This is a genomic window from Streptomyces sp. NPDC059142 (assembly GCF_042755665.1).
Classification (GTDB): Bacteria; Actinomycetota; Actinomycetes; order Streptomycetales; family Streptomycetaceae; genus Streptomyces.
In genome coordinates this window covers 23,443-26,844 of record NZ_JBHZDA010000049.1, presented here as the reverse complement: position 1 = coordinate 26,844, position 3,402 = coordinate 23,443, and the positions used below count along the sequence as shown (strand labels likewise).

Genomic DNA, 3,402 nt, shown 5'->3' with positions numbered 1-3,402 from the left:
CCGCGGCGCGCCTCGGCGAGACCCCGCCCCGCCCCCCCCGCCCGCGGGGGGCGGGGCTCGGGCCACCCCCGGCCGCCGGGGGTAGCCCCCCTGCTCGCCGCCGGGCTCAGGCGTAAGTCCGTACGCCCGTACGCCCGTACGCCCGTACGCCCGTGCGGGGTTCCTTCCGTACGGACAACGGCCGCCCCTCCGATGTCGTGCGGGCTCAACCGGCCTCGGCGGCGGCGCCGTTCGCGCTCCCGCACGAGGAGGCGCCCTCCCGGGCCCCGGGTGCAGCGGGCTGCACCACGAATGGGGTGTCCGCGGAGGGCACTGGGCGACGGAGGGGGCCGACGGTGATCGACGTGGAGCTGCCCTGCGTGTGGTGACGGGCGCCCGGGCCGTCAGGGGCGCGGATCAGGCGCCGGAGGAGCCGAGCGCGATGTCCGTGTCCTGCCCGCCCCACCCCTCGGGGCTCCGCCAGATGACGTGAACCCGGAAGATGTCGCGGATGGTGTCCGCGGACCAGTCCTCGGCGGGAGGCTCGGGGAGGACGAGATAGAGGCCGTCCGCCGGCGCGGGCAGGGTGTGGTTGATCTCCAGCAGCCGGGTGGCCCCCGAACGGAGATCCGGGTACGTGGAACGGCCGGCGCCCAGCGCCTCGTAGAGGAAGAGGCCGCGCGCGGTGAGGCAACTGACGTCGATGATCGAGGAGTCGGCAGGCTGGAGGTCGGCCCAGAACAGCGAGGACTTCAGGGCATGACGGACGGCCTCGTGCTTCTTGCACGTCCGGTCGGCGTCGGCCGACTCCTCCAGGGCGCGCAGGAAGCCCGCCCCGGTGGTCGTCGAAGCCGGGGCGGTGGTGCTCTGCGCGAGGGCCATCTGCTCTTCGTCCTTTCGCTCGGACTGCTGTGGGGCGGCGGGATCCGGTACGGAGTCGGGGGCGGGGTCGGGGTCGGTGTCGGTATCGGGGGCCGTGGCGTCGTCGTCGTAACGGCTCCGGAGCACCCGCCGCGCTTCGGCCAGCGGATCCGCCCAGCCCGAGGCCGTCAGGTCCTCCTGGAGACGACCGGTGTCCAGGGTGCCTTCCTTGAGCGCGCGCTGCGTCGTCGCGGCGAGGTCGCGCAGGGCGCCCAGCCGGTCCCTGTCCGGAGAGCCGAACAGGTGGAGTACGTCGACCCAGTCGGCCTGATCCTTCCGCAGGATCCGGTTGGCCATCCCCTGCAACTCGGAGAGCCTGGCGCGCGCGTCGGGGACGTCGCCGTCGCTCCCGATCAACTCGCCGAGCACGTCCAGCGCCGCGATGTAGCGTTCCGCCATCCTGCGGGAGACGGGCGCCCGGCCCCGCCGGCCGACGGTGAGAACGGTCTGGTTCGTCTCGTTCGCGAACACCCAGCAGTCCAGCTTCTCGCCCCGGCGCGGGGGGACCGAGCCGTGGCGGACGGTGAGCACGAGCGGCCGGTCGATCACGGGGGACAGCGGCTCGACCTTGTAGCGGCCGCCGGGCGCCCGGTCCAGGACCTCGACCCTGACATCGGTGCCGATCCGCGGCAGCCGCCCCGCCCCGCCGTCCTCCGGCTCGCCGCCCTCGGGCCCGCCGTCCTCTGGCTCGGCACCCTCCGGAAACTCGTTCCCCTCCGGCCCGGCAACGGTGCCGACGAGTGCCTGCGGGAGCGGGGCGGTGTGCAGGACGGTGAGGCTCTGGGTGCTGCGGGTGAGCGCCACGTACAACTGCCGCAGGCCTACGGGGCCGAGGTCGGCGAAGGCGGCGGGCTCGACGACCAGGACATGGTCGTACTCCATGCCCTTGGCCTGGGTGACGCTCAGCACGGAGACGGCCTCGCGGTCCTGCTCGCGGATGTCACCGCTCTCCTCGATCCCCCGGCCGATCGCCTCCGGCCGCTCCGATCCGTCGGGGACGATGACGGCGACGGAACGCGGGGTGGTGCCGTCGCTGCTGCCGACGAGGCGGGCCACCTGGGCGACGGTGTCGTCGAGGAGGCTCGACGGCTCGCTCTCCACGGTCCGTACGGCGCCCTCGCCCGCCTCCCGCACGGCCCGCGGGTAGGGCAGGTCCGGCGCGACCGCGTGGGCGAGCGGGGCGACGAACTCCATGATCTCGGCGGGGACGCGGTAGCTCGTGTGGAGTTCGGCCACACGCCAGTCCCCGTGGTCGGACAGGAGTACGGCGGTACGGTCCCAGCTCGTCGGGGTGTGGGGGCCCGTCGCCTGGGCAAGGTCGCCCAGGACGGTCATCGAACTGTTGACGGCACAGCGCCGTCTCAGAGCGCGGGCCTGCATGGGGGTGAGGTCCTGCGCCTCGTCGACGACGATGTGTCCGTACCGCCGGGGCGTGGCGCCGCTGATCAGGACCTGTAGCTCTTCGAGACAGACGTGGTCGTCGAGGGTCCACAGGTCGTCGTCGGCGCTGGCGGCGCGGGTACGCAGGAGCGCCGCCCGCTCGTCCTCGTCGAGGACGCCGTCGGCGCAGTCGCGCAGGAGGTCCGGTGTGTCGTACAGGCTGCGCAGGGCCTCCCGGGGACCCGGTGACGCCCAGACGCGTTCGACAAGGCGCTCGACGCGGCGGTTGCGCTCCAGGTCACGGCGGATCGTGCCGGCCTGACCCCGCCGGGGCGCGATGTCCGCCAGCTCCAGGAGGAGCCGGTCGACGAGCAGGCCCCGGAAGCGGTCGCGGCGTTCCCGGTAGGGCCCTTCGCCGGCGTGCGCCTGGTCGAGAAGGGCGAGGACCTCGGAGCGCGGCACGCGCAGGGTCGTACTGCCGGCGGTGACGACGATCGCGGGCTCGTCGCCTTCGAAGGCGGGGGCGACGGTGAGGTCGTCGAGGGCGAGGGGCCGGTAGTCGTGCTCGACCCGGCGCCGCAGGACGGCCGCCATGCGTTCGTCCGACTTCACGAGCCGCGCCCGCGGGGAATCGGTGCCGCGGGTCTCGCCCTCCCACAGCCGGTCGAGCTGGACGGCGTTGACGTCCCGGGTGCCGAGGGTGGGGAGCACCTGGCCGACATAGTCGAGAAACCGCTGGTGAGGGCCGATGACGAGGATGTCCTGGGCCTTGAAGTGCTCGTTGTTGACCAGCCAGGTCACCCGGTGGAGGCCGACCGCCGACTTACCCGTACCGGGGCCGCCCTGTACGACGAGGACGTCCGAGGGCGCACCGGTGACCAGCTCCATCTGGTCCCGGCGGATGGTCTCGACGATGTCCCGCATACGGCCGCCGCGCGAGCGCTGGAGTTCGCGCAGCAGGAAGTCGTCCGGCTGGAGCGCCTTGCGCCGCTGCCGCCGTACGACATCGCCCGGGGTCCGCACCGGACGGTCGTCGGCCGCCTGCCGGGGCTCCGGAACGGGCCCCGGCACCGGCACCGGCACCGGCACCGGCACCGGCCCCGACGCCCGGGCCGGGGCCGG

The 3,402-nt window shown here is 74.0% G+C and carries 1 protein-coding gene; it reads right to left on the bottom strand.

The genetic code is table 11. The features are described from left to right. Positions 1-396: 396 nt before the first annotated feature. On the bottom strand, positions 397-3,402 hold a 3,006-nt coding region (locus tag ACFXPK_RS19075; RefSeq protein ID WP_385076849.1), incomplete at its 5' end, for an ATP-binding domain-containing protein.